Here is a 24,869-nt window from a genome sequence, read left to right on the forward strand (position 1 = left end):
CACCATGGCCAAGCGCAAGAACCCGGCACGCAAGAACCCGGCACTGGGGATCGCCCAGGATGCCGCACAGAATGCGATGTTCGACGCCGAGGGCAAGCCCCGCAGCGGCGTCCACAATGTTCTGCTCAAAGCGGTGGACGTGCAGCGGCCGTTCGTCGTCGGACATCTCGGCCGGCTGCGCCGCAAACATCCTGACGCGACGCTCGCCGAGCTGGTGACCCGCCTGGAACGGCAGTACCTCACCACGGTCACGGCGACCGGCGCGGGCGCAGGTGCGACCGCCGTGGTGCCCGGCGTCGGGACGGGAACCGCATTGGCGGTCTCGGGAGTGGCGACCGCGGCCTTCCTGGAGGCAACGGCCCTTTTCGCCTCCAGCATCGCCGAACTGCACGGGATCCGCATGACGGACCCGGAGAAGGCCCGGACCATGGTCATGGCCATCATGCTCGGTGAGGAAGGCACGGCGTTGCTGAGCGCGTTCACCGGGCAGTCCCTCGGCAAGGGCGTGGGGCCCAGTCAGGTCTGGGGGAGCGCCCTGCGGAAGAAGACGTCGATCGCCTCCTTCGAACCCCTCAAGGCGGCCATTCAGAGGGCCTTCCTGCGCTCGCTGGTGAAGAAGCAGGGCGGGGCGTTCTTCAGCAGGCTGCTGCCCTTCGGTGTCGGCGCCGTCATGGGTGGCGGGGGAAATCTTCTGATGGGCCGTGCGGTGATCGCCAATACGCGGGAGGCGTTCAGCGCGCTGCCGCTCGTCGCACCGTTCGGCGAGCAGATCGCCGTGGAGGTCCACGACGTCGCGGCGTTGCCACCGGCGTCGGGTGACTGATTTCTGAAGCTGCTCAGCCCAGGAACAGCTCCGCCACGGTGAAGAGGAGCAGGCCGGCGAGGGAACCGACCACCGTGCCGTTGATGCGGATGAACTGCAGGTCCCGGCCCACTTGGAGCTCGATCTTGTGGGAGGTCTCCTCCGCATCCCAGCGCTCGACGGTGTCGGTGATGAGCCCCGTGATCTGGTCTCGGTAGTTGCTCACCACATAGGCGGCGACGTCGGCCACCCAGGTATTGACCTTGGCGGCGAGTTCCGGTTCGGCCACCAGGCGGCGGCCGAGGTCGCGGAGCGCCCCGACGAAGCGCTGGTAGAGCTCGCTCTGCGGATCATCGACCGAGTCCAGCAGGGCCTTCTTCACCGTTTCCCAGGTGCGCGAGGCGATGTCCCGGACCTGCGGATCGCCGAGGACCTGGGCCTTGATGCCTTCCGCGCGCTGGATCATGGCGGGGTCGTGCTGCAGATCCTGTGCGAGTTCCTTCAGATAGGTGTCGATCGCCTGCCGGACCTGATGATCGGGATCCTCCTGAACGCCCTTCACGAACTTCGCCAGCTCGATGTAGACCTTGTCCCCCACCAGGGAGTCCACGAAGCCGGGCACCCAGAGCGGTGAGCGCTCGCTGACCAGGCGGCTCACCGTCTGATGATTGCGGCCGACCCAGTCGGCCGTGCGGTCCACCAGAAGGTCCACGAGCTGACGATGATGCCCGTCCTCGAAGACGCGCTCGGCGACACGGCCGATCGGGGGTCCCCAGGGAGGGTCCACCACGTGCTTGCGCACCAGGGACTCGACGACGGCCTGGACGTCGTCGTCGCGCAGCACGGTGACGAGCCCGCGGATGGCGGCCGCACCTTCCTTCGCGACGCGATCGGCGCCGCTGGGCCCCGGGAGCTCTTCGCCGTCGTCGCTCTGTCCGGCCAGCCAGCGGCCGATGAGGCGCGCCAGATCCGTGCCGGCGAGTTTGGTGCGGATGACCTCCTCGGAGAGGAAGTTGCTGCCCACGAAGTCGCCCAGGGAGGCGCCGATCTGGTCCTTCTTGCGGGGGATGATCGCGGTATGCGGGATTTTCAGGCCCAAGGGGTGGCGGAAGAGGGCGGTCACGGCGAACCAGTCGGCCAGTGCGCCGACCATGCCACCCTCCGAGGCCGCCCGGACGTAGGCCAGCCACGGGTACCTCTCCTGGAGGGCGAAGGAAATGCAGAACACCACGGCGAGCAGAAGCAGCAGCGCCAGGGCGATGCCCTTCATCCTGGCCAGGGCCGAGGCCTTGGCGGCGTCGGCCGGACTCAGGGCGAGCCCGCTCGTCCCGGGAGTTGGGGCAGTGTTCACGTCCATGTCCCCACCCTATGCCTCGCTGCCGACACTCTTGTGAGTAGCGTATGGGCATGAGTTCCGAGAATGACCGTCCCCTCGTCTACGCCCACCGCGGAGCCAGCGAACGCTTCGCCGAGCACACCCGCGCCGCCTATCTGCAGGCGATCGCCGATGGTGCGGACGGTGTGGAGTGCGACGTCCACCTCACACAGGATGGCCACGTGGTGCTGCTGCACGACGACGATCTGGACAGGACCTCGGACGGCACCGGCCCGGTGGCGGAGAAGGAGCTGGCCGAGCTGCGCGAGTTGGACTTCCATTCCTGGAAGGGCGCTTCGGTGCCTCCCGAGTTCGGCGCCGCCAGCGAGCAGTTCCTGACGCTTTCGGAACTGCTGGACATCCTCGAGGAGGCGGGCCGGCCGCTCGGGCTCGCGATCGAGTTCAAGCACCCTTCTCCGTTCGGTTTCCGTCTGGAGGAGAGGACCCTGGAATTGCTGACGGCGCGGGGGTGGGACGCGGAGAGCGGCCTGCTCGGGCAGCTGCGGGTGTCGTTCATGAGCTTCGATCCCGCCGCTGTCGAAGAATTGCTGCGGACGGTTCCGGCGGCTGCCATCTGCCAGTTGGTGGATGACGTGGACGTCGAGGAGGTCAAGGAGGACCTGATGCTGGGCGGGCTCGCGGCTGGTGCGGTGGCCGTGGTGCTCCGCGGGGCGCAGCAGCGTGCGGAGGCGATTCTGAAGGACGGGACGGCAGGAATCGCGGGGCCGGGGATCGGCTACCTCAAGGAGCATGCGGACCGGGCCGGTGAATGGCTGCGGGACGGTCGCCGCTTCCGGGTCTGGACGGTGGACGACGACGCCGATGTGGATTTCTGCCTGTCCTTCGGGGTTCAGGAGATCACCACCAATAGGCCGGCCGAGGTGCTGGCTTGCTTGGGCGCGGGGCATGGCGAGGAGCCGGTCCGGGCTCTCTGATGGCGGATGCCGGCGGCGCCCTGGTCAGCCGCATCCTGGTTGAGGAGCGCTCTCCGGAGACGGTCTGCGGGGCTCGAACGGGCCCGGCGGAAACCTGGCGGTTCACCGCTGATTGACCTGCCGTACACCCTTGACCGGGTCAGATCGCACCCTTACAGTTCTGATATATGAGTCATATGTCACAGTTCGACCGCTCCGATTCGAGGCTTTGATCTCGACGGATCGACGGGAGGGTGCCGGAATTCAAGGCCTTTGCCGTCTTCGTCTCACAGAGCTGTGGCAGATGATGATGCCGAGATCATCTCGCGATTCCCGCGCGTCTCGGAAACGGCGCTCTGGTGCCGTCAGCGATGTTCGCTGAAGCCAGAAGGGAACGAATCTCCATGACCCAACCGACCAGGACGACGGCCGTCGTCGCCCCCTCCGCCTCGGGCGAGACCAGCTCCGGATTCAAGCGCCGCTTCATGGTGCGGCTCGTCGCCGTGTTCATCGGAGGGATGTTCCTCGACGGGTACATCCTCGGAATCATCGGCCCCGTCACCGGGCTCATGCGTTCGGATCTCCGGCTCGACGAACTGTCTCTCGGCATGATCGCCGCCGGTCCGCTGGTCGGCATCTTCGTCGGGTCCCCGCTGGCCGGCTGGGCTGCCGACAAGTTCGGACGCAAGCCCATGTTCCTGGTGGACATGGGTCTGTTCCTGCTTGCCTCGGCGGCCCAGTTCTTCGTCACCTCCGGGGACGGGGCCGTCATCCAACTCGCGGTGATCCGGTTCTTCATGGGTGTTGCGATCGGCGGCGAGTATTCGATCGGCGGGCCGCTGCTCTCCGAGTTCTCCCCTCCGAAGCTCCGCGGGCGATTGCTCGGACTGACCCTGATCGCCTGGTACATCGGCTTCATGATGGCCTTCATCATCGGAACGCTCCTGCACGACGCCGGCGCACCCTGGCGCGTCGTGATCGGCACGAGCACGATCCTCGCCTTCGTGTTGTTCATCGCCCGTTTCGGCCTTCCGGAATCGCCGAGCTGGCTCATCACGAAAGGACGGCGCGAGGAGGCGCTCACGATTGCGCGCCGGTACGTCGAATCGCCCCAGATGCACAACAGCATCACCGAGGAGATCGACCTGAGGATGCTCCAGGAGGCTCAGGCCGCGCAGAACCGGACCAAGCTCAAGAACGCCTCCTTCGGCATGCTGTTCTCGAGGCAGCACTGGCGCATGACCCTGTTCACCTCGGGCTTCTGGTTCTGCGCGGTCACCCCGTACTTCGCGATCGCGACTTTCGCCGACGACGTGCTCAACCAGTTCGGGCTCGGTGGCGGCTGGGCAGGTGGAGTCGGTTTGTCCGCGCTGGCGGCGGCGGGTGTCGTCACCACAGTGCTCCTGATCGACAAGCTCGGCCGCCGGATCCTCACCGTGCCCGGGCAGTGGCTCTGTGCGGGCATTCTGCTGGTCATCGGTGTCTGGGCTGACGCGCCGGCCATTCTCGTGCTCGTCCTGTTCCTCGCGTTCTCGTTCTTCAACGCGGGATACACCACGATGACCCAGGTTTATCCGGCCGAGGTGTTCCCCGGCCACCTGCGCGGCATCGGCATGGGGTTCGCCGCGGCTTTCAGCCGCATCGGCGCCGCGCTCGGCACCTTCGCCCTGCCGTGGGCGATCAGCAACATCGGTCTGGGCCCGAGCATGGTGGTGGCGGCCGCCGTCGCACTTCTGGGTGCGATTCTCTCGCAATGGCTCGCACCCGAAACGAAGGGCCGGACTCTCGCCGAGATCTCCTCGGACTTCTCGCACTGAGTGAGAGGGTGTGCGGGGCGCGGACGAGCGACGAAAAGATACCGGTGGACTTTTCTGTTTTTCCTTGAATGAGGTGCTTCGGGAACCATAAAATTCTCTCGTCATGCGGCGCTCGGGGGAGTTGGCGCTATTCACTCGCACACATTCATGAATATGAGGATCCATGGCCCACGCCATCTCCAGGGCACGCCGGCGCTTTGCACTGTTCGCGGTGCTGATCTCCGGACTGATTTTCGCGGGGCTCGCCCCGGCACAGGCTGCCGGCACGGGCAGTATCTCCGGCACCGTCACAGCGCCCGCGGGCGTGGACATCACGCAGACGACGGTGTCGCTGGACTTGGAGACCCCTGACGGGAACACCATGTTCGAATCGGAGACCCACCCGGACAGCACAGGTGCGTACAGCTTCGAAGGAAAGTGGCCGACCCGTTACAAGCTCACATTCGCCAACCCCGGGGCACTCACCGTATGGAACGGCGGTGCGCCGACCGAGGCTGCCGCGCCGTGGATCACCCTTGCCGAGGGACAGACGATTACCGGCCAGGACGCGAACTTGGTGTATCCAGGTGGGTCCATTTCGGGAATGGTGACGGTTCCAGTTGATTGGACGCCTGTGGGTAACGTCAATGTGGAGGCGTACTCGGACGCCTGGGGCGACTCCGCGGCCGCTTCGACCGCGCCGGATGCTGACGGCAAGTACACCTTGAGCGGGCTGCTCCCCGGCAGTTACAAGGTGAAGTTCACCTACGGTATTCAGCCGGATCCGCCCGTCTGGAACGGCGATGCGGCGACTCGGGCCGAGGCGCCCGTGATCGTCGTTGCCAATGGGGGATCGGTGACCGGCCAGGACGCGTCCTTCGTGTACACGGGCAGCATCTCCGGGACGGCGAAGACTCCTGAGGGCACTGCGCTCATCAACCGCCGGGTGATCTTGGAGACGGAGACGGATGACTTCGTCGACAATGTCGCACTCGACGCTCAGGGGCGTTTCAGTTTCACGGGTCTGGCGGCCGGCAAGTACAAGCTTGCGCTGGCCTCTTCGCTTCCCGGCGGGCCTAATCTCTGGTATCTGGACGCTCCGGATGAGGCGTCCGCGACGCTCGTCACCCTTGCTAAGAACGGGGCCGTCGCAGGCATCGACTTCACGGCTCCGGCGGAGAGCAATGGCCGCGTGGTCGGTCGGGTCGCGGGGTACACGGGCGACAAGCCGTTGCTGGTGGCCGTTTACCCGGCAGCCAATCCTCACCCCCGGTACGGACCGCCGTTGGCGACCGCGCCGGTGGGAGCCGATGGACGCTATGCGGTGTTCGGGCTCCCCACGGGGAATACCAAGGTCATGCTCGTCGGGGAGGTCGGCGGCTATGCGAACCAGTGGTACGGCGGCGGGATGAATACGGCGACGGTGGTTCCGGTGGTCGATGGGCAGACGTCTCGCGGGATCGACTTCACCGCGGTGGATGAGGCGGTGATTTCCGGGACGGTCAAGGCGCCTATCGGTCCGGGCCCGGCGTACATCCAGGTCGTGAATCTCGCTGGTCAGTTCGTTGGCGACGCGTTCACCGAGGATGACGGCAGCTACGCGGTGCATGGTTTGCCGGCCGGTTCCTACAAGGTCGAATTCTCCAGCACGCTGCGCGGCGGTCCGGTCTCCTGGTATGGCGGAGCAGATTTCGACAGCGCGGCTGTCGTCACGGTGAGCGCTGGCCAGACGCTGACGGGCATCGACAGCGGTGTGGTCATCGGCGAACCGTCCAAGCCCAAGCCGGGTGCTGCCGCCCCTCAGCCGGGCACGCCGTTGACTCCGGTCGGCGCAGCTCAGCCGGTGGCGTCCGTCGTCGGTGGCGAACTCGCCGCCACGGGCGCCTCGGAAGCGCTCGCGCCGTTGGGTCTGGCAGGTGGAGCGCTGGGCGGACTCGGCCTGATGCTGCTGCTGGCTGCGCATCCGACGCTGAAGTACCGAGGAGGGCGAAAGGGGTAGGAAACATGAGATGGGCGGTCAGGCGGCAAGCGAGTTCCGGCCACCGAAAATGGTGGAGGACTGACGCCAAGAAATCCAAGGTGTCACGTGGCTCCAGGAGCCGAGATGAGCATTCACTAAATATGCCCGGGTACAAGCTTTTGCTCGTGAGCTCGGTGGGCGAGCGAGAGGGAATGTCGGTCGAGCTTGTTCTGAGTGACGGAACTCGTCTGGCCGAGGTTTTTGAGGACGAGGAAAGTGGCGCTCGGACCTTGACCTTGTTCAAGGACTCTGTTCCGTTCGAAGCTATCGAGTGGCTTCGTGCCGAGGCGGACAAGAGTTTGTAGCGCGCTGCCTGTGCGACGCTCTGCGAGGAGCGCGATTCGTCGGCCTCCGAGGGAGGGGCGTTGGAATGACTGAAGCTCACCGGAATGGCTGCAATCGAGGCTGACTGTCGAATTTCGCATCTTTCAGAAAGAGACACCATGGTGAAGAAAGACGTTGCGATCAAACGTCTGCTGGATGACGGGCTCTCTGATTGGATCACACTACATCGAGTGGTGTGGCGTGTGACGAGGGGATCTCGAACAGACGAGGCGAAGCGCCTCACGCTTGAGGTCTTGCGAGAGCTTTTTGAGCAGGGGTGGATGGTTCCAGGAGATTTGGGGGAATCCGGGTTTGAGGACTGGACCCTTCCAATAGGCGACTGGCTTGTGCGTGCCGAACAACAGTTGGAAAGTCTCGGCTGGAATCCAATGGGTGATGGACTGTGGTTGCGGTTGACGGAGGCGGGAGATGCGATCGCTGAGGCCAACCGCGCCGGCAAGAATCGGCGACGTGAGTAGAGGTCTTCTATCCCGTGCCTGACCCGAGACCGGGTGCAACGTGCGGCTGGGAACTGATGTCGAAGCCGACTATGCGACTCGTTTGTGGTCCGGGTAGACCGTTGCGGTGGCGCAAGGAGGGCTGCGGCGTATGGTGGCCCTAGGCGAAGAAGACCATCGAGCCAGGGAGGAGGTGAACAGCCTCATGAGCACGGAGAGACCGAAGGTCAACATGCTGCCCTTCGAAGGTCCTAATAAGCGTCCGCAAACCGGAGACGTTTTTGATATCAGGCTTCCGGGGTTCCGGCTGCCAGGACGCGTGCTCACCACCGAGATGAATTTCCCTGGCGCCCCTGGCTTCAAAGTGGTCTACATTTTCAACCCTGTGAACGATGATTGGGATCCCTTTGTCGACCGGTCGCCGCTTCAAGTTTCAAATCTCCTCGTGGAGCCGGAGGTCGTCAATAATTTGGGCTGGAGCCGCAAATACTTCCGCACACTTATGCGGTCAGAATTCCTCCCAGGTGAAAAACTCAATAAGACAAGGTTCGTTTCGAGGTCTCGAAAAATCCCGGAGTTCTACGATGAGTATGGAAATCGGGCTGACGAGTCGGAATTTCCCGGTCTTTACGGCGTTGGCAACTATGCAACGGTTGACGCTTCGGTGAGCGCTGCGCTTGGCGTGCCCGACCCGGAGTAGGCCCGTGCTGAGGTCGGCGTGTTCGGTTCGCCGTGGCGTTCCTTTCGGGGCGGGACAGCAGTGGGCTCCGAGCATCGGGAGAGGGGTTGATTCATGAGTGTCAGCTGGGGTGTGTACGAACCCGGTGAGATTGACCTTCGCAGGCGCCTGGAAGATCGTCCGCGGGCTGAGGCCAGAAGTGTGTTCAACCACGTGATGGACACTAAGGACTCAAGGATTGAACTGCTGACGCACCTCCTTGAGGATAATGGTGTGACTGTTGGGAAGTCTGATGAATCGATCGGGGACCTCAGCCGATGGTTTTACGAGAATGTCGAGCCCGATCCTGAACGCCCGGGTGCGATGCTTCCTATCTGGTATTCGGTTTGTCGAGACATTGCGCTTTTTTTGGGCGATCTCATGATTGAACGCAACCCACAGCTTCGGTGGGAGTTTTTTACCTGGGGCAAGAAGAATATTGACTATCACCGCCATGTGATCATGGGGTTTAGTACGGAGAATCCAAAGTTTCATACCGACCTTAATGTCGACCGGTCGGTCTCTACGTACGGTCATCGAATTATCGAGAGCAGAGGGTCGGTAGGATCCTACGGCAGCGTCGTGATACATGGGGTGACGATTGATGTGGATGCGGTCTTGGCTCAGGAGCCTCGGCCGGATGTTCGGGATGACGAGTTTGTGAGGATGCTTGAGACGGCCGCACGGCGAGCCTGAACCTCGCGACCGATTGCTGGATGACTTGATCTCCGCCTGAACCACGCCTCGTCGCGCCGTATGGCGGGCTACGAGCGGAAGGCGAACGGAGGCAGTAGGCGACCTCGCTGAGACGACCCGGGCCAGTACAAGCCGGCGACGCCGTCGCTGGGGTGTCCGGCTCCGCCGAGGACTGCTGTGCTCAGATCTCACGTCCTGTCATCGGGTTTTCTATGGCTGTAAAAAAATACCTGAAGATTGTTTTGAGTTTCCTTGAGTCCGCCGGCGGTCCGGGCATACAGTTCACACATCATCTGTCGTTTGTGAGGGGGCTCGGGGCGGCAGGCACTCGTACAACTTCATGGGGCCGTCTTGAGTATCTTCAATGCGGGCGTTCGACGACGCCTTCTTTCGTCCAGTCTTGCCACCGCTCTCCTCGCCGTCCTGCTGGCGACCGGAGCCCAAACCGCTTCGGCAGAGTCCGTCCCTGACCCAACGCAACCACCCGCGTTGGGTGAGATCGTGGGCGTTGAGCCCGGTACCGCGGACGAGAATTCTCTGACGCCCGAAGAGTCCGATGCTCTCGCCGAAGCGAAGTCTTCGGGGGTGCCCGTTGTGGTGGACTCGTTGACCACGGAGAAGGCACAGACCAAGGCGATGCCGGACGGAACGTTCGCCGCCGAACTCTCGACCGACCCTGTACGGGTCAAGTCCGGCTCCGGGTGGGAGACCATCGATGCCTCCCTTCAAACGGGGAGCAAGAACGGCGAGGAAGGCCTGATTCCTAAGAGCGTCATCGCCGATGTCGCGCTGGGTAAGGGTGGCTCCGACTCGATGGCGTACGTCGGGGATCATCAAGGTGCAGCGATCACCCAGAAGTGGCCGTTCGGAGCTCTGCCAGCGCCCACGGTCGAGGGCGACACGGCGACCTACGCAGAGGTGATTCCCGGGGTCGATCTTCTGCAGCTGGTGAAGACCAGCGGGGTCTCACAAGTGTTGAGAATCAAGACGAAGGAAGCATTGACCGACCCTCGAGTGGCACAGATGCGCTTCTTCCTCCACGCCGATGGGGCGACGGTGAAAGACCGCGGAGATGGGAAAGGGCTGGTCGCCGTCACCTCTGACGGTCGGGCCGCACTCGAGACCGCAGACGGCCAATGGTGGGACTCGTCATGGGCCGGGGCGACTGCAGCAGGTCCGGGCGGCCCTGGTCTGACTTACCCACTGGCCCTGAGCATCGCCACTGAGAACGGACAACAGGTTCAGAAGCTGGGCATGGACGCTGTGCTGGCCGCGAAGAATCTGACTTTTCCCGTCTTCGTTGATCCTGACTGGACTGCCACGGATCCCGGCTACACCTATGTGGATTCGAACTGGCCGTCGATGTCTTACTGGAAGGGCAGCGGAGGCTCGGACGACAGCGTCCATGTAGGGTTCCTGCCCGCCGAGTGGGATTACGTTTACGGCGTTTCGCACGTGACCCGCGGCTTCTATCAGTTCGACACCGGCTTTCTCGCCGGGAAGAAGATCCTCAAGGCAGTCATGAATACCACCGAGGTTTGGTCGCCGTCTTGCACTCCGGCCGGCGTGGCCGCCTACGCGACGACGACGGTCGGCAGCGGGACGACATGGGGTGCGCAGCCGACGTGGGGCACCAAGTTCAGCACGGTGAATGTGGCGAAAGGCAATTCTGCTTCGTGTCCTGCGGGAGCGGTCGGCTTCGATATGGGTACGGCGATGTCCGCCCTGTCCACCGACGCGGTGTGGACGGTGGGATTGCGTGCCGTGAACGAGAGCGACGGGTACGGATGGAAGCGATTTGCCAAGGACGCGCGCCTGATAGTCACCTACGACACCCGCCCGAACACGCCTGCGCTGTGGTGGATCGAGGACGCTCTCTATAGCCCTGCGAAGGGCCAACCAGGCGCCATCTACTACACCCGCCTCTCAACACCGACTTTCGGCATCATGTCCATGGGCGATCCGGATGGTGCTGAAGGTGGAAATCTCACCATGAACGTCGCCATCAAGAATTCGGCCGGCACGGTCATGGACTCAGGAAAGACCGGGCCGGGCTCGCCGAAGGCGAACACGATGTTCACCTGGAAAGGCTCCAAGGTCTTGCCAGACGGCAGGTACTCGGTCAATTCTTCCGTCACAGATGCCCAAGGGTTCACCTCAGGCACGCAGTCCTTCGCGTTTACCGTCGACACGACACCGCCACCGTCGCCCCTAGTCGTCGCCCCACCATCCGTGGTGAGCACTGGGAGCAATCAGGGGGTGACGACTGCCACGCCCGGCAAGGACTCTTTGGCGTTCACTATCAAAGATGGAGGTTCATACGGGGTGGATTCTTTCATCTACGCCGTGACAAAGATCGGAGAGACCGTCACGTACCCAGGCAACATGGCTTGTGGGACGCGAAAAGGACCGTTCGTCTCCATCTGTGCTGCAAGCAACGCGGCAACCGTTCCTGTTGGAGCCATCGACAGAGAAACGGTGATACGAGCCTGGGCAGTGGATGAGGCCGGGAACGTCAACCTCGACAAAGCAAGTACTCTGCCGACGAGCTATACACTCACTACCAGTGGCAGGGCTGTGGTCCCCGAGAACCTCTTGAATGTCATGGGATCAGGAGGAGCAACCTGGACGGATGTTGCCGTTACGACACCAACCTCTGTCCCGGTTGCAAACAACTGCGTCGGGACCGCCACTGAAGCAGGACCGGATCAGCGTTTGGCACGGGCGTTTGACTTGGGAACGCCTGGGGCAAGAGGGCTGACGACCGGAGCTGCCGTAGATGCATCGCAGGCTTTCAGTGTCGCTGCATGGGTATGCCCGAAGGCATTGACTGGCGTGCAATCGATCATCACGCAACTTGCAGGAAGCGCCGCGCCGGCAGCTCGGCTTGCCGTCCTGACCAGTGGTGGAGTTCCGCAGTACGCCCTTCAAGGCTGGGCTAGCGTGGGGTCCGCACCAGATGCGGTCGTCAACAGCAACAGCGGGGTGACTGCAGGAACCTGGTCCTACGTCGCAGGTGCCTACGACCCGGTCAATCGGCAGATGAGAATCATGGTCACCAGTAGTGGCTTCACGACAACCTGGATCACGGCGACCTCCAGCCCGGCTCACCTTGCATCGAATGCGGCTCAGCCGGTAGTCCTCGGTGATTCGGGCGTGGTCGGCACAGATCAGTTCACGGGTCAGATTTTTCGCCCAGTTCTGGCACAAGGTGTTCTAACCACCGACCAATTGGGATTCCTGAGCGACAGTTTTGATCTTCATGGCGAAGAAGGGCTATTGAAATGAGCAATCGATTCGTTCGGGCAGGGCAGCGAAAAGTCTTGCCCAGCATCCTCGTAAGTGTGCCTCTGACGGCGTTGCTCATGTCCGGTGCGGGCTTGTTTTCCCCCGCAAACGTGGAACCGCAGTCGTGGAATCCGCAGAAGATGGAGGAAATAGCCCCGATAGCGGCATCTCCCTGGTCGCCTGGGCAGGGATTGGCTCAGATCCCCTTTTTGTCCGGAGCCCGGAGCTCAGCGCGTACCGGGGCCCGAGTGTCAGGTACAACACAGCTCTCCGTTCCCGTTCGGACGAGTAGCCAGGCCGGGCTTGCCAAGGCGGTTACGCTCGTACAACCCCGCCTGGCGACGCCGCCTGCGAATGAAAAAGGAGCAGGTGACTTCTCAGCCCTGCCTGGGACTGGAGCGGCGCAGTGGGGTTCAGCTTCCCAGACCGGTGGATTCACGTGGTCGTATCCACTTTCCGGTCGGGGAGCACCGGCGGGCGTCTCTCCGTCGTTGTCGCTTTCTTACGATTCGTCTCGGGTTGACGGGCTGACCGCCGCGACGAACAACCAAGCCAGCCCGGTCGGCGACGGCTGGGCGTTGGCCGGCCTCGGTTCAATCAAACAGAAGTTCCAGTCCTGCAAAGACCAAGGAAACCCTGACTCCTATGACTTGTGCGGGAACAAGGGCGGACAGTCCTTCTCCATAGCCTTCGGTGGGCGTTCGGGAAAGATCATCAAAGATGCCTCATCCGGGGCGTTCAAGCTGGAGAACGACGACAACACAAGAATCGAGTATCTGAAGGCTTCCGGCCAGAACGGATCGTTCGACGGTGGTTACTGGAAGCTCACCGATACAGCTGGAACTCAGTACTTTTTCGGACGCAACAAGCTTCCGGGCTGGGCAAACGGCTCGGTGACCACGAACTCGGTGGACACCGTCCCTGTCGGCGCAGCTGATTCAACACAGCCATGCGCGGCAGCGTCATTCGGGGCCTCGCTGTGCCAGCAGGCGGCCGCATGGAATCTGGACTATGTCGTCGACGTGAATGGCAACTCTCAAGCCGTTTACTACGCCCAGGATACCAACTACTACTCGTCTCAGAAGGGCACCGGCACTCACCTGCAGTACATCCGCTCTTCCCGTCCGACACGGATCGACTACGGGATGCGATCAGGTTCCGAACTGGGTGCCAACGCGGCTCCGCTCCAGTATGTCCTCAGTTATACGGGGCGTTGCGCGGGGACGGACTGCAGTAAAGGAAGCGACATTCCGCCGAGTTACGCCTGCAGTTCCTCCGGAAGCTGCGAGATGCAGGTGCCGACATTCTATTCCGACCAGCGTCTGCAGAGCATCGCGACCAGGACGTTGATTGGCTCGACTTACCAGGACATCGACCGTTGGTCGCTGGCACATTCATTCCCCGACCCTGGTGATGGCACCAAACCAGCTCTCTGGCTGGGATCCATTACCCATACTGCCGCCGACGTTACTGCAGGCAGAACCGCAATCACCGACGCTCCAGTGGTGTTCAGCGGGCAGACATTACAGAACCGCGTCTACGTTGTGGATGGGCAAGCGCCCCTTGACCGATACAGACTCTCCGGAATCAAGCTCGCAACTGGTGGAATCGTTTCTGCGAGCTACTTGGCCGCGGAATGCACCCCCACAAATCTTCCGGCATCCCCGGAAACTAATACCAAGCGCTGCTTCCCGCAGTACTGGGCTCCCACGGAGCCGTTTCCTGAGCCAGCCCGGATGGACTACTTTCATATCTATCCTGTGGCGGCCATTGGTGTTGCTGCCGGTCCTGCCGGTGGAGTCGATATGCTGACTCGGTACCAGTACCTCGGGAGCCCAGCGTGGAAGTATCCCGAGCAAAAGTATGTGAGTGCAGAGGGTAGCTCGAAGATGAGCTGGTCGGTGTTTGCCGGTTACGGACAGGTGAAGACCACAAGAGGAAACAACCCCAGTACCGCAAACCCGAGCAGCACGTCGACCTACCTTCGAGGACTCGATGGAACTCCATCGAATACTGCTGGTGGCATACGGAGTTCTGTGGTCACTGCAAGTGACGGTACTACGATCACGGACTCTCCTTGGTTGACAGGGATGAAAGTCGAGGAACAGGCGTTTCTCGGAGACACCACATCGAGGTTGTCTACAACGATCACTGCTCCTTGGTCTTCCGCTCCTACTGCCACATCCACGGTGGCGTTAGGATCGGCGACTGCGCGGCACATTGGCGTGGGTAGTCAGAGTGCCATTCAGACTTCTGGCCAGGCGGCTGCGCCGATCGGAGGTTCGCGATCCAGAACCATCTCTTACACCCACGACGGATTTGGACGGGTGACTGCTACGAGCAGTACGGCTCAAACCGGTGGAGCGGATGCTTCATGCAGGCTGGTCACTTTTGCAGACAATGTCGGCACGAACCTTCTTGCGTTCACCGCGACTGAGACAACGCGAGCTGGAGAATGTGCGAACGGGTCAAGTGCGGGCGCTGTTCTTGCAGCGACGAGGACTCTGTATGACAGTTCGGCCTCGGCCGATCCCGGAAGCGCCGGCTACACGGCGCCGTCCAAGGGGCTTGCCACAAGAACTGATACGGCCACTGCGACCAGCGGGAGTGCGATCACGGCCTGGCAGCAGGGGCCAACTCTTGGGTATGACGCGTTGGGCCGTGTGACGACGTCCACGGACAATACAACGGGCAGTGCCCGAGTCAGCAAGACGGGCTACGCGCCTGCGATAGGACTGCCGACGACGGTGACAGGAACCAACCCGTTGGGGTGGACGTCCTCACAGACCCTCGACGCGTCACGGGGCGCGGTCACAGCCAACGTGGATGTCAATGGCAACGTTGCGACCAGCGAGTTTGATGCGGCGGGACGCTTGGTGAAGCAGTGGTCGCCACTGAGGCCGAAAGCCAGTAACGCAACGCCGGACACAGCTATCACCTACGCAGTGTCTCAGACGGCGCCCTCTTGGATTCGGACAGAAACGGTGAGCAGCGGGGGGTCCACCTACCGCAACTTCGTGGTTTTCGACGGCTTGGGCAGAGCCCGGCAAACCCAGAAACCATCACCGACTGGTGGAACGATTGCCACAGATACTTACTACAACAGCGCAGGGGACGTCACCAAGACGGTCAACGACTACTACATGACTGGGGCCCCGTCAGGCACATTGATGGTACCGACCGTTGCTGTGCCGTCGAGTACCACCTACGGGTACGACGCGGCTGGGCGTGTTACCACCACCTCGGCAGTTGCCAACGACAATCAGATACTGTGGACAACCACCACTGCGTACGCGGGTACCGACACAGTCACAACGACTGGCCCGACTCCTCCGGGTGGAATCGCCTCATCGTCTGCGAAGCAGGCCGTTACAGACCTGAACGGCAATGCTGTCATAAATGTCCTGTTCCGTGGTCCGACTACGGCATCTACAGCGGATACCACCAGTTACGGTTATGACGCCCTGGGCCAGATGACCTCTATGAAGGATGTCTCCGGAAACACCTGGACCTGGGGATACGATGCTGCAGGCCGCCAAGTCACAGCTTCGGACCCGGATTCTGGAAACAGCTCCATGAGCTATGACTCGAGCGGACGGTTGTCGGCCACGAGCAATGCGCTCGGTTCAGTCTCCGCCGTCGAATACGACGACCTTGATCGCACGGTCAAGACGACCGTGACCCCCAACGGCGGCGCAGCGAAGACGCTGACTACGCGCAGCTACGACTCCGAGAAGAAGGGTCAACTCAGCTCTGAAACCCGCTACAACGGCGCCAATTTCGATCAAGCGGTCACCACCAGCTATTCGAATTACAACGCCAACAACCAGGCAGGGACGACCAGCACCACACTTCCATCCGTGCTGGGAACTTTCGCCGGGGCGTACACCACCACAGCGACGTACAAGCAGAATGGGTTGCCTTCGACCCTTGCAGTACCGGCAGTGGGCGGTGTGGCAGGAGAGACTCTGACCTTCGGGTACGACTCGCAGGATCGCCCTGGCGCAGTGTTCAGCAGCCTGGGGGACAAGATCGTGACCAACGGGTCCTACAACAACTTGGGTTGGCTTGGGTCGTTTCAGCAATGGGACAAGAATGCGGCTTTCTCTACAGATCCCACAGTGGGCGTGACTAGCACGTCATTCGACTATGACGCTACTACTCAGCGTTTGATGACCGTCAGCAGCAACAACGACGTTAAGGGCGTGATCGCAGACCTCGGCAAGACCACCTACAAATACGATTCCTCAGGGAAGATCACGAATAGCAATCTCTCCTGGTCCGCGCGCACCAATAAGCCTGTGGACAACCAGTGCTACGCCTACGACTATGCCGACCGTCTCTCGGCTGCATGGACGCCGACAGCAGCCTGTGGTGCTGCGCCTACGCCCTCGGCCTCCAGCGTCGTGGGCCTAGGAGGGCCCGCTGCCTACGCTCAGACGTTCAGCTACACCACTGGTGGCGACAGGGCGCAGGTGAAGAGGTTCGGCCCTACCGGGGCACTGTCGTCAACGGAGTCATACAGCTACCAAGGCACTACGCATCGGTTGACAGGCCTGACGAGTACGCTGGCCTCCGGTGCTTCTACGAACTACGCCTTCGCATGGGACGCAGCTGGTCGAATGACGGGTCGAGCCGGCCAGACCCTGAAGTACACGGAAGACGGGAAACTGGCCGGCACGGTCGGTACCACGGCGCTTTCAGCAAACCCCAACCCCAATAGCTCCTCAGGAAACCCGCCCGCAACGACTGCGACCGGTGACACACAGAGGTTCTACACAGCGAGTGGTGAGTCGGTGGGAATCATCGACGGCACCGGTACGACCGTGACGATTGGGGCGACCACGGCGCATGTGACCACAACCGGCACGGTGACCGGAACACGTTTGTACAGCTTCGCCGGTCAAATTGTCGCTGAGCGCACCGCTAAGGCGGGCGCGACTCAACTGACAGTCGTCCTGAGCGGTCGGGTGAATACAGCGCAGACGGTGGTGATTCCGACGACAGCGACGGCGGGGACCGCTGCAGTGGTTCGGTTCACGGACCCTTATGGGCTGGCTCGTGGCAGTACGGTCTCCGCGATTGGCAATGCGGCCTTCGCCACTGCTGCTGCCGGAGCCAGAGGCGCGGGGACCAACGCTGCCAACCCCGCCGGGTTCGGAGCCGTGAACGGGTACATCGGCAAGCTTGCGGATACTCAGTCGAAACTCGTCCAGGTGGGTGCGCGCGAGCTGGATTCTGTGCTAGGTGTTTTCACAACACCCGATCCTGTGCTGGACAAATCCAACCAGCGCTTGTTCAGCCCGTACATGTATTCCGGTGCGGATCCGATCAACTTCTCCGATCCATCCGGCCTGTTCCTCTGCGATGTGTGCAACGGCTACGAAGCGCGTCCAAAGGTGGGCGTGAACCATATGAGTAAGTGGGAGACCCAGAACTACGGCCGGTTGTTTGAAGAGGCGCAGCCTCTCCGTTTGGTGGTCGCCCCCGGCGGGCCGCAGAACTATGGGTACAGCCGCGCGGGCATCGCCTATCACCCGCCGTATGTCGCACCAGCCGTAGCTTTTGTCCCCAGCGCAGAGGACGCGGTCAAACCCTTCGTGCACAGCGCCAATGAGCTGCTTTCTTGGGGGCAATCGCTAGTGTGTCCGGGTGGAGGTCCTACCGTTTGCGGTGTCGCTACCGGACTTTCATTCCTTGTCAACGTCTGGGATAAGGTGAACGAAAATCCTGACGATGTCGGAGGTGCAATCGCCAGTAGCGCAGGCGAGGCTGTGCTGGGTGTCTTCGGCTCCAGCGGTAAGGCTGCATCGAAAGCGATCAAGTACGGCAAGCAAGCCGCGGAGTCGGCAGGAAAGGCTGGGGCAAAAAGTCTTCTTGTTAGATTTGAACCAAAAATCGAGAAGCAACTGAAGGGAAGAGGGTGGACGAAAGATTCAGTGCGTGATCTTGTAAATAACCCATCAAAAGAGATTCGGACGAGGGATACTCGCTGGAGACCCGACGGGTCGGGTAAAAATGATGATCCGGCGACTGCATACCTGAATAAGGACGGAGGGTATGTCGTAAGAAATGACAAGACGGCTGATATAGTTCAAGTCAGTGATCTAACGGACCCGAATTGGAAGTCTCCATGGTGACTGCGTCTGAGTTTTCGACGATTTTTCAAAAAGAGAATATTATGGGGAGTTACAATCCTCCTGATTTGATTCGGATTGAGTCGAAGGAATTTTTGCGAACCATCCAAATATTGCGTACCAGCGGCCTGTCCATTTGCGGAATGGAAGGATTTCATCGGCTGGGAGAGAGCATAGTTCCAGATCTAGATATGATTCTTGATCTTAGCGGTGAAGGAGCGAGAAGCATTCGGGCTCAGGCGGCAACTCTCGATGTCGCAGAAAAAGTATTTTCCCAATGGGAGAACTGTGAGTTCGTCGAATTGGTAGTCTGTTTTTAGAGGGCGCGGATCGAAGGTTTTCTCAGCGTGGTGATCCGCGGCGTCCTGACATGTGCGAAGCGCCCTACTCGTGATTGATCCATATCTTCTCGCAGAAGAAGCGTTGATCCGCGGTTCGATCATTCGGAATCTCTTAGCAGGGGCGATTTCGCTGCTCGTGCCCCCAAGCGTTTTCGGAGGCGAAAGCGCCCTTTAGTCGTCGACCAGGCTGGCTGGACATCGATGATCCAGCTAGCAGGCGTCCTCATCATTATGGGCGCGTCAGCCTGTACGCCGACGCCCGCTTCACCCCAGCGGCAGTGCCAGGCTCGGGACGGAGGTCTGCGGGGGCAGCGGCCGCACCGCTGCGGCGGGCCGGAGAGAGTCCTCGATCAGGGCCACAGGCCTGCGCCAGGCGTCGGTACCCCGTTCGATAGTGTCGACCGAGCCGATCAGCATGGCGACGATGCGGATCACGTCCTCCGCGGACACGTCGCCACGGACCGTGCCCTGAGCCTGCGCCCGGCCCAGCAGAAGCCCCAGCGCTTCGATGATGTTGCCGCTGATGGTGGTCAGCACGCCGCGGCGACCCACGAGAGCATCCAGCAGGGCGCTCTCCTCGGCGGCGACCTGGACGATGGACTCGATGACATGCATCAAAGCCGCACAGGCGTCCGGTTCGGCCAAGGCGATCTCCACGACCGGATCCACATGAATCCGCAACTGCCGCGAAATGACGGCCAGGACCAGTGCCTCCTTGTCCGCGAAATTGCGGAACAAGGTGGCCGGCCCCACCTGTGCGGTCTCTGCGATCAGCTGGAGGGGGACCTCCGGGCCCTGCTCGTGGAAGCACTCACGGGCAGCCGTGATGATCTTCTCCACGTTGCGGGCCGCATCCGCACGCAATGGACGCGATCCCTGACGGTATTCCATCTGACCAGCATATCGATGCATGGGAAACTGGAGGCATCGAACGGCCAATCTGCCGCTTTCATGACATCTACTCCCGAATGAAAGGCCAGCGCCATGATCGTCGCTTTCTCCGTAGCCCCCTCAGGTGCCCCCGCCGGTGGAGACGCTCCCACCGACGCCTCCGTGCATGACGCCGTCGCCGCCGCGGTCAAGGTGGTCCGGGACTCCGGACTGCCCAACCGCACCAGCTCGATGTTCACCGAAATCGAAGGCGAGTGGGACGAGGTGATGGAGGTGGTCAAGCGCGCTACCTTCGCCGTCGCCGGTTACGGTTCCCGGGTCTCCCTGGTCCTCAAGGCGGACATCCGCCCCGGTTTCAGCGGCGAACTGGACGGGAAAATCGAACGTCTGGAGAAGGCGCTCGGCGAGCTCGACTGAAAAGGGATACCGCCTGAAGGGCCCCAGTTCTGACGTCCGGCCCCTGGATTCGCCGCTGTCCAGACCTTCCGTGGGTCCGGCCCCGGTGCCAGACTTGCTCCATGGCACCGGAACCCACACCTTTCCAGCATCGCTCGCAACCTGACTGGGTCGCCATGGAGAAATGGATCTCCGACACGGTCGTCCACCCGGACCCTGCGCTCGACCAGGCCATCAGCACAGCCCAGGCCGCGGGAATGCCACCCATCGAGGTGGCGCCGAACTCCGGCAAGTTCCTACAGCTTCTCGTGAGCATCCGCGGCGCCCGCCGTGTCCTGGAGATCGGCACCCTCGCCGGCTTCAGCACGCTCTTCATGGCCCGCGCCCTCCCGAGGGACGGGCAGCTGGTGAGCATTGAGTACAAAGCCGAGCATGCCGCCGTCGCACGCAAGAACCTCGACGACGCCGGCGTGGGGGAGCGCGTCGACATCCGCGTGGGTGCCGCGCTGGACGTGCTGCCCACCCTGGAGGGTGAGGAACCGTTCGATCTCGTCTTCATCGACGCGGACAAGCAGAACAATTCGAACTACCTCGAATGGGCCGTCCGCCTGGGCCGGCCCGGAACGGTGATCGTGCTGGACAACACCGTCTGGGAGGGCGCCCCGATGGAGCCGGAGCGGGACCCGGTGAACGCTCCCGGCATCCGTGACTCCCTGCAGCTCTTGGGATCAGACCCACGCTTCGACGCCACCGTCATTCAGACCGTCGGCTCGAAGGGCTGGGACGGCTTCGCCCTGGCCGTGATCCGTTGACGGCGCTCCGGATGACTTGCACCCGCGCGTACTAGCGCCTAGTCCGCTCCCCGGCTTCGCAAGCTCAGCCGGGGTCCCCGCGCGTACTAGCGCCTAGTCCGCTCCCCGGCTTCGCAAGCTCAGCCGGGGTCCCCGCGCGTACTAGGCTGGGCGCTATGAAACAGGGCCGGAACGTGCCGTCGGCGCAACCCGTGGAGGGCGAATATCAGGTCGACCAGGGCACCGCGACACTGGAGCGGGATCCGGATCTCGCCAACGGCTGGTTGCTGCGCCTGAACGGGGTTCAGAGCTCCCACCTGGACCTGGATGACCCCACCCACCTGAGCTTCGAGTACATGCGCTGGATCGCAGCACTCGTCGAAGACCGCTGGCCCGAGGGTTTCGAAGGCCGGGTCCGGCACCTGCACCTGGGCGGTGCGGGCTGCTCCCTGGCGCGCTACTTCCACCACGTGCACCCGGAGTCCCGGCAAGTGGTCGTGGAGCTGGATGCGGCACTCGCCGAGGGTGTGCGTGAATGGTTCGACCTGCCGCGCGCCCCCTTCCTGAGGATCCGGGTGGGTGAGGCCCGCGCGGTGACGGAAACGCTCAGCCCTGCCAGCCGCGACGTCGTGATCCGGGATGTCTTCGCCCAGAGCCTCACCCCGGACTCCCTCACCACCCAGGAGTTCACCCAGCAGGTGGCGGACGTCCTCGGCCCGGACGGCATGTACCTGGTCAACTGCGGATCAGCCCCGAACTTGAAGGCCGCCCGTGAGGAGGCGGCGACGATCGGCTCCGTCTTCCCGCACCTCGCCATCGTCGCCGACGCTCCCATGCTCAAGGGCCGCCGCTACGGCAACGTCATCATCGCGGGGAGTTTCCTGCCCTTTGAAGGAACGGCTGCGATGGTGCGCACCCTGCTCGGCGGGGGAGTCCCGGCCCGCTATCTGGGCGATGAAGAAGCCCGCTCCTTCATCCAGGGTGCTCAGCCGCGCCATGACCCGAGGGCTTCGTAGGCCGCCGGGAGCGAGGTAACGCCGTCGTCGGCGAGAAAGTGCCCAGCCCCGGGGACGACGTCGGCGCTGGTCCCGAGCAGTCCGGCCAGACGGTCGGTGTGCTCAGTCGGGACGAAAGCGTCCGCGTCGGAGCGGAGCACGGTCAGGGAGTCGATGCGCTGCGCGAGTCCGTCGAGCTCGACGCCGCCGTCGATGAAGGCGTCCAGGCCCGGCAAAGCAGGCAAAGGGTCGACGAAGCCGGCCACCAGCACAAGGGTTCCCAAACGCCAGGGGCCCTTCAAGGACCGCAGTGCGCGCAGCACGGTGAGGCACCCGAGGCTGTGGGCCACCACGAGCGTGCCTGAGTCCGGCGATCCCAGTGCCGCCCGGGCGGCGTTGTCCCAGCTCTCGCGGTCCGGCGCCGACGGGTCCGGCAAGGAGGGAACGGTGGCCGGAATTCCGTCGCGCTCCAGCCGGTCCGCCAGCCAGCGGAACCAGTGGTCCTCCGGGGTGGCGCCGTACCCGTGGAAGATCAGAGCGCGCCGCGCCGTTGTCGTGGATGTCAGGTCCGTGGAGGTCATGTCACTGGACGGTAAACCCTCACGCCGGCGTGAAGGTCAAGACGGAAGGGGATCCGGGATGCGGATCGGAGAGCTGGCTGCTGCCAGCGGGGTCAGCGCCCGGGCGCTGCGGCATTACGAGGAGCAGGAGGTTCTCGTCCCTGAGCGCGGCAGTGGCGGGTACCGCGAATACACTGCGGACGACGTCGTGCGCGTCCAGCAGATCAAGGCGATGATCTCCGCGGGACTCGGCACGGCGACCATCCGGCGTTACCTGGACTGTGTGCGAAGCGGCGAGCACGGTCTCGCCCTGGAACTGTGTCCGGAGCTGCGGGCGGAGCTCGAGGCCCTGGCCGGACGGCTGGGTGCGCAGGAGCAGGAGATTCGCGAGAAGCAGCAGCGCCTCAGCGAGTTGCTCACGGAAGGGTGAAGCGCCCCGGGAATGTGAAGATTCATTAACCGGACGGTTCTCATATCGACATCTTTTTCAACCGGACTTCTTATTCGTTCACCATGTGAAACATCGCTTTCAGAGTTCTCATCGGCCCTGTTTAGGCTGTGCGGGTATTCGTTCACGGGGCATGAAATTTCTGCCTGTGGATTCCCCCGTCCCCAGAAGGGCCGCAGAATGACGCTCATCAAGAAGCCGGTCGCAGCGATCGCCGCACTGCTCGCAGGTGCACTTTTCCTCGGCGCCTGCTCCCCGGCCGTCGAGTCGGACCCGGGCACAGAGAAGGCAGATCTGAGCAAACTGAAGGACGAGTTCTACAAGGCCTCCGATCCAGGGAAGAGCCCGGCCGCCGCCACGCAGCGTAAAGACTCATTCGTCACCACCATCAACAAGCCTGGTGGCGTGTTCCTCCCGGGCTTCTATGACAATGGCTGGGACGGGAACGCAGTCCAGCCGATCTTCGCATCCCTCGTGGTCTTCAATGACGCCGGCGATCCGGTCCCGGATCTGGCCGAGAAGTGGGAGGTGTCCTCTGACGATCTCAGCTACACCTTCCACCTGCGCAAGGGGCTGACCTTCAGCGACGGATCACCCCTCACCGCCGAGGACGTGGCCTTCACACTGACCCTGCTCAATGACCCCGCCTATGCCGGAGGCGTGGACTTCTCCGACATCGTCATCGCGGGCACCAAAGAGTTCCGTTCCGGGTCAGCGAACTCACTCTCCGGCATCACGGTGGTGGACCCCTCGACGATCCGCATCGTCACCCAGAAGCCGAACCCGCTCGCCCTGCGCACACTCGGTGGTCCGGTGATCTCGAAGGCCTACTACGGCAAGGGCTACGTCAAGGGAAAGCTCGACTACCTCAAGAGCCTCTACAGCAAGCCCCTCGGCGCCGGCCCTTACGCGCTGGAACAGTACGTGGAAGGCCAGGAGATCCGTTACCGGGCCAACGAGCATTACTACAGCGGCAAGCCCGCCATCGCACGGGTGATCTTCAAAGTGGTCTCCAGCGATTCCGCGTTGCAGAACTTCCAGAACGGGGACATCGACCACGGCGGCTTCGGCAGTGACCCGGCAAGCCTCAAGGAACTCCAGGGGCTCGGCTTCGCCAATATCCGGGCCCGGGTCATCTCCGACTATGGCGCCATCTGGGTGAACAACAAGAAGCCTGCGCTGGCCGAAACCAAGGTCCGCCAGGCGCTGTACTACGGGCTGGACCGGCAGCAGATCGTGGACGCCAAGTTCAAGGGACTGGGGCAGGTGGCGGACGTCTTCGCTGCCCCGACCCAGTGGTCCTACACGAACGACGGCGTGACCTCCTACGGCTATGACGCGAAGAAGGCGGGCCAACTGCTCGATGAGGCCGGCTGGAAGGCGGGTTCCGGAGGCACGCGCGAGAAGGACGGAAAGAAACTCACGCTCTCCTACATCACCACCAAGCAGGACGACCCGGTGATCCCGATCGCGAAGAAGGACTACAAGGACCTCGGAATCGACTTCGTGCCGGAGGTGCTCGACTCGAACACGGCGTTCGACCGCCTCAACAACGGGGACTACGACCTCGCAGGCTTCCGCAGCAACGGGCTCAGCGACCCCAATGACGCAGTCTCTGAGTTCGGCACCACTGACCCCGCGATCAACGTCAGCGGTTATTCCAACCCGGAGGTGACCGCCTTGATCAAGAAGGGCGTCTCGACCTTCGACCGGGCGGCCCGGCAGAAGATCTACACCGAGCTGTATCAGAAGCTCAGCCAGGACCCGCCGATCATCCTGCTCGACTATCGCAAATCCCTTTCGGCCTGGAACGCCCGCATCCAGAACGGTGAACTGTACACCACCGGCAGCGACGACGCCGCTCTCGCGCTGGCGAAGCTGAAGATCGCAGGCTAGCCTCCCGGCGTCGTCCCTCACCC

Annotated in this window: 18 protein-coding genes; 15 read left to right on the top strand and 3 right to left on the bottom strand. The window is 62.6% G+C overall.

The window, feature by feature from the left end:
* Positions 1-4: 4 nt before the first annotated feature.
* The gene (locus ACIPXZ_RS10575) at positions 5-823 is read left to right on the top strand and encodes a hypothetical protein (RefSeq protein WP_400593562.1); all 819 of its coding nucleotides are present in this window, start codon (positions 5-7) and stop codon (positions 821-823) included.
* A 13-nt stretch (positions 824-836) separates the two neighbouring features.
* Here the strand turns inward: ACIPXZ_RS10575 and ACIPXZ_RS10580 are convergent, their stop codons facing one another.
* Complete coding sequence (locus tag ACIPXZ_RS10580; protein WP_400593565.1) at positions 837-2,159, bottom strand: DUF445 domain-containing protein; 1,323 nt, start codon at positions 2,157-2,159, stop codon at positions 837-839.
* A 50-nt stretch (positions 2,160-2,209) separates the two neighbouring features.
* Here ACIPXZ_RS10580 and ACIPXZ_RS10585 point away from each other — a divergent pair, with 50 nt between their 5' ends.
* The 9 genes from ACIPXZ_RS10585 (at position 2,210) to ACIPXZ_RS10625 (ending at position 18,848) form a co-directional block, all read left to right on the top strand.
* Positions 2,210-3,112, top strand: a complete 903-nt coding sequence (locus ACIPXZ_RS10585; RefSeq protein WP_400593568.1) for a glycerophosphodiester phosphodiesterase — start codon at positions 2,210-2,212, stop codon at positions 3,110-3,112.
* A 383-nt stretch (positions 3,113-3,495) separates the two neighbouring features.
* Positions 3,496-4,908: an MFS transporter gene (locus ACIPXZ_RS10590; protein WP_400593571.1), complete on the top strand. Its 1,413-nt coding sequence runs from the start codon at positions 3,496-3,498 to the stop codon at positions 4,906-4,908.
* 163 nt (positions 4,909-5,071) lie between these two features.
* Positions 5,072-6,886 (top strand): collagen binding domain-containing protein, encoded by a 1,815-nt coding sequence (locus ACIPXZ_RS10595; RefSeq protein ID WP_400593574.1) that lies wholly within the window; start codon positions 5,072-5,074, stop codon positions 6,884-6,886.
* A 410-nt stretch (positions 6,887-7,296) separates the two neighbouring features.
* A complete protein-coding gene (locus ACIPXZ_RS10600; protein WP_400593577.1) occupies positions 7,297-7,710 on the top strand; it encodes a hypothetical protein in 414 nt (137 codons plus the stop codon).
* Between the two features lie 184 nt (positions 7,711-7,894).
* Positions 7,895-8,389, top strand: coding sequence for a hypothetical protein (locus tag ACIPXZ_RS10605; protein ID WP_400593580.1), 495 nt, complete (start codon positions 7,895-7,897; stop codon positions 8,387-8,389).
* 93 nt (positions 8,390-8,482) lie between these two features.
* Positions 8,483-9,103, top strand: coding sequence for a hypothetical protein (locus ACIPXZ_RS10610; RefSeq protein WP_400593583.1), 621 nt, complete (start codon positions 8,483-8,485; stop codon positions 9,101-9,103).
* A gap of 351 nt (positions 9,104-9,454) precedes the next feature.
* Complete coding sequence (locus ACIPXZ_RS10615; RefSeq protein WP_400593585.1) at positions 9,455-12,391, top strand: LamG-like jellyroll fold domain-containing protein; 2,937 nt, start codon at positions 9,455-9,457, stop codon at positions 12,389-12,391.
* Between the two features lie 491 nt (positions 12,392-12,882).
* Entirely contained in the window at positions 12,883-18,531 is a 5,649-nt protein-coding gene (locus ACIPXZ_RS10620) for a colicin E5-related ribonuclease (protein WP_400593588.1), read from the top strand.
* Complete coding sequence (locus tag ACIPXZ_RS10625; RefSeq protein ID WP_400593590.1) at positions 18,525-18,848, top strand: hypothetical protein; 324 nt, start codon at positions 18,525-18,527, stop codon at positions 18,846-18,848. The genes ACIPXZ_RS10620 and ACIPXZ_RS10625 overlap by 7 nt, the downstream gene beginning before the upstream one ends.
* Positions 18,849-19,133: 285 nt before the next feature.
* On the opposite strand, the gene ACIPXZ_RS10630 is transcribed toward ACIPXZ_RS10625, so the two are convergent.
* On the bottom strand, positions 19,134-19,760 hold the full coding sequence (locus tag ACIPXZ_RS10630) for a TetR/AcrR family transcriptional regulator (RefSeq protein WP_400593593.1): 627 nt from the start codon (positions 19,758-19,760) through the stop codon (positions 19,134-19,136).
* Positions 19,761-19,853: 93 nt separating this feature from the next.
* Here ACIPXZ_RS10630 and ACIPXZ_RS10635 point away from each other — a divergent pair, with 93 nt between their 5' ends.
* From ACIPXZ_RS10635 to ACIPXZ_RS10645, 3 genes are all read left to right on the top strand, one after another.
* Entirely contained in the window at positions 19,854-20,177 is a 324-nt protein-coding gene (locus ACIPXZ_RS10635; protein ID WP_400593596.1) for an MTH1187 family thiamine-binding protein, read from the top strand.
* A gap of 101 nt (positions 20,178-20,278) precedes the next feature.
* Positions 20,279-20,968 carry an O-methyltransferase gene (locus ACIPXZ_RS10640; protein WP_400593599.1) on the top strand — a complete coding sequence of 230 codons (690 nt, stop codon included), beginning with the start codon at positions 20,279-20,281 and terminating at the stop codon, positions 20,966-20,968.
* 155 nt (positions 20,969-21,123) lie between these two features.
* Entirely contained in the window at positions 21,124-21,963 is an 840-nt protein-coding gene (locus ACIPXZ_RS10645) for a spermidine synthase (RefSeq protein WP_400593602.1), read from the top strand.
* Here the strand turns inward: ACIPXZ_RS10645 and ACIPXZ_RS10650 are convergent.
* Positions 21,933-22,523 carry an RBBP9/YdeN family alpha/beta hydrolase gene (locus ACIPXZ_RS10650; protein ID WP_400593605.1) on the bottom strand — a complete coding sequence of 197 codons (591 nt, stop codon included), beginning with the start codon at positions 22,521-22,523 and terminating at the stop codon, positions 21,933-21,935. The two genes, ACIPXZ_RS10645 and ACIPXZ_RS10650, sit on opposite strands and share 31 nt — an antisense overlap.
* 58 nt (positions 22,524-22,581) lie before the next feature.
* Between ACIPXZ_RS10650 and ACIPXZ_RS10655 the strand changes: the two genes are divergently transcribed.
* Both ACIPXZ_RS10655 and ACIPXZ_RS10660 read left to right on the top strand, forming a co-directional pair.
* Entirely contained in the window at positions 22,582-22,932 is a 351-nt protein-coding gene (locus ACIPXZ_RS10655) for a MerR family transcriptional regulator (RefSeq protein ID WP_400593608.1), read from the top strand.
* 198 nt (positions 22,933-23,130) lie between these two features.
* Entirely contained in the window at positions 23,131-24,846 is a 1,716-nt protein-coding gene (locus ACIPXZ_RS10660; protein WP_400593610.1) for an ABC transporter substrate-binding protein, read from the top strand.
* The last annotated feature ends 23 nt before the right edge of the window (positions 24,847-24,869 follow it).

Source organism: Arthrobacter sp. NPDC090010 (assembly GCF_044748305.1).
In the GTDB taxonomy this organism is placed as follows: Bacteria; Actinomycetota; Actinomycetes; order Actinomycetales; family Micrococcaceae; genus Arthrobacter_E.

Coding starts and splice junctions, on each gene's coding strand:
- ACIPXZ_RS10575 (WP_400593562.1), top strand. CDS start 5: ATGGCCAAGCGCAAGAACCCGGCACGCAAGAACCCGGCACTGGGGATC.
- ACIPXZ_RS10580 (WP_400593565.1), bottom strand. CDS start 2,159: ATGGACGTGAACACTGCCCCAACTCCCGGGACGAGCGGGCTCGCCCTG.
- ACIPXZ_RS10585 (WP_400593568.1), top strand. CDS start 2,210: ATGAGTTCCGAGAATGACCGTCCCCTCGTCTACGCCCACCGCGGAGCC.
- ACIPXZ_RS10590 (WP_400593571.1), top strand. CDS start 3,496: ATGACCCAACCGACCAGGACGACGGCCGTCGTCGCCCCCTCCGCCTCG.
- ACIPXZ_RS10595 (WP_400593574.1), top strand. CDS start 5,072: ATGGCCCACGCCATCTCCAGGGCACGCCGGCGCTTTGCACTGTTCGCG.
- ACIPXZ_RS10600 (WP_400593577.1), top strand. CDS start 7,297: ATGGCTGCAATCGAGGCTGACTGTCGAATTTCGCATCTTTCAGAAAGA.
- ACIPXZ_RS10605 (WP_400593580.1), top strand. CDS start 7,895: ATGAGCACGGAGAGACCGAAGGTCAACATGCTGCCCTTCGAAGGTCCT.
- ACIPXZ_RS10610 (WP_400593583.1), top strand. CDS start 8,483: ATGAGTGTCAGCTGGGGTGTGTACGAACCCGGTGAGATTGACCTTCGC.
- ACIPXZ_RS10625 (WP_400593590.1), top strand. CDS start 18,525: ATGGTGACTGCGTCTGAGTTTTCGACGATTTTTCAAAAAGAGAATATT.
- ACIPXZ_RS10630 (WP_400593593.1), bottom strand. CDS start 19,760: ATGGAATACCGTCAGGGATCGCGTCCATTGCGTGCGGATGCGGCCCGC.
- ACIPXZ_RS10635 (WP_400593596.1), top strand. CDS start 19,854: ATGATCGTCGCTTTCTCCGTAGCCCCCTCAGGTGCCCCCGCCGGTGGA.
- ACIPXZ_RS10640 (WP_400593599.1), top strand. CDS start 20,279: ATGGCACCGGAACCCACACCTTTCCAGCATCGCTCGCAACCTGACTGG.
- ACIPXZ_RS10645 (WP_400593602.1), top strand. CDS start 21,124: ATGAAACAGGGCCGGAACGTGCCGTCGGCGCAACCCGTGGAGGGCGAA.
- ACIPXZ_RS10650 (WP_400593605.1), bottom strand. CDS start 22,523: ATGACCTCCACGGACCTGACATCCACGACAACGGCGCGGCGCGCTCTG.
- ACIPXZ_RS10655 (WP_400593608.1), top strand. CDS start 22,582: ATGCGGATCGGAGAGCTGGCTGCTGCCAGCGGGGTCAGCGCCCGGGCG.
- ACIPXZ_RS10660 (WP_400593610.1), top strand. CDS start 23,131: ATGACGCTCATCAAGAAGCCGGTCGCAGCGATCGCCGCACTGCTCGCA.